The organism is Xenorhabdus sp. Sc-CR9, from assembly GCF_963897815.1.
GTDB lineage: Bacteria > Pseudomonadota > Gammaproteobacteria > Enterobacterales > Enterobacteriaceae > Xenorhabdus.
On the sequence record NZ_CAWQTY010000062.1, the window covers coordinates 1 to 1,527 of the forward strand.

The 1,527-nt window shown below is 56.4% G+C and carries 1 protein-coding gene; it reads left to right on the forward strand.

From position 1 onward, the window contains the following. Positions 1-1,527, forward strand: a 1,527-nt coding sequence (locus AACQ81_RS03295) for a DUF927 domain-containing protein (RefSeq protein ID WP_237388472.1), incomplete at both ends; no start/stop codon positions are given.

Consider the following 1,527-nt stretch of genomic DNA (forward strand, 5'->3'; position numbering starts at 1 on the left):
GGCCTCACGCGATAATCATTATCGCCGCAGATAACGACTGGCACGCCGAGGGTGAATTGGACGCAGACGGCAACCTTAAAAAGAACACAGGAAAAATTGCGGCAGAACAGGCAGCAGCGGCAGTATCGGGGTTCGTTGCACTGCCACCCTGTGAAGAAAAAGCCGATTGGGACGACTATCGCCAAAGATACGGGTTGCAATCCATGCTGAACGCGTTTGAACAAACATTGATAGGGTCAGGGGCAAAAACAGACCCAAAGTCAGAGCCAGTAGAGCCGGAGCCAACGGAGCGAGAACCCGTGTCAGAACAGCAAAAACCCGATGACCCATTACAGCCGTGGGCTGAGCTGCGTGACGGTGGCGTCTACTGGATTACCCCCAAATTAGACCGGAGCGGCGCAATCAGTTATAGCGATGCCTGGATGTGTTCCCCCGTGTCCGTGCTGGGCATCGGGTACGACGATTACGAAGAGTACATAATCATGAACTGGCGACCTGCCAGCGGCGGCGCGCCTCGAATAGAGGCTATCCCCATGTCGATTATCGGCGAGCGTGAAGGGTGGCGACGTCTGAAGGCGGGGGGGCTGAAAGTCACAACCAAAAATGGCCTGAGAGCGAATTTGGCGGACTGGTGGCAATGTACCCCAACCAAAGAACACTGGCGCGTGTCCGATAAAACAGGTTGGCAGTATGGGGCGTATATTTTGCCCTCCGGCGAGGTTATCGGTACGCCAGAAGTCCCCGTTATTTTTGGTGGTCGGTCAGCAGCAGCGAAAGGATACCGTGTATCGGGAACATGCCAGAGCTGGCGTGACACCGTAGCACGGCTGGCGAACGGCAACCCGTCCATGATGACCGCTATTGCTGCGTCACTGGCAGCGCCTGTTATCGGTCTGGTTAACGCGAGTGGGTTCGGGGTGCATTTCTACGAACCGTCTACAGCAGGGAAGACCACCACACAGAGCGTTGCAAGCAGCCTGTACGGTGAGCCAGAGGCGCTTAAGCTCACGTGGTACGGTACGCAACTTGGCTTACTGAACGAGGCAGCCGCACACAATGACGGCCTCATGCCACTGGACGAAATAGGCCAGAACAGCGACCGACGCGGCGTGGCTAACTCAGCCTACGCGCTCTTTAACGGACTGGGTAAGTTGCAGGGCGCGAAGGACGGCGGCAACCGTGAGATTATCCGGTTTAAAACGCTGGTTATCAGTACGGGTGAGATTGATCTCGACAGTTACGTCAGGGAAGAAGGCAAGCGCCTTAAGGCTGGGCAATTGGTCAGACTGCTAAACATCCCCATGACACGCGCACGGACGTTCCACGAGCACACAGACGGACAATCTCACGCTAAAGCCATAGAAGCGGCGTTTAACGCCCACCACGGCGCAGCAGGGCGCGAATGGATTAAATGGCTGGCGGATAACAAAGAATTGGCGAAACAGGCCGTAAAAGACGCTCAGCAACGCTGGTTAGACGTGCTACCGGACGGCGCAGGGGAACAGGTTCACCGCGTCGCTGAACGGT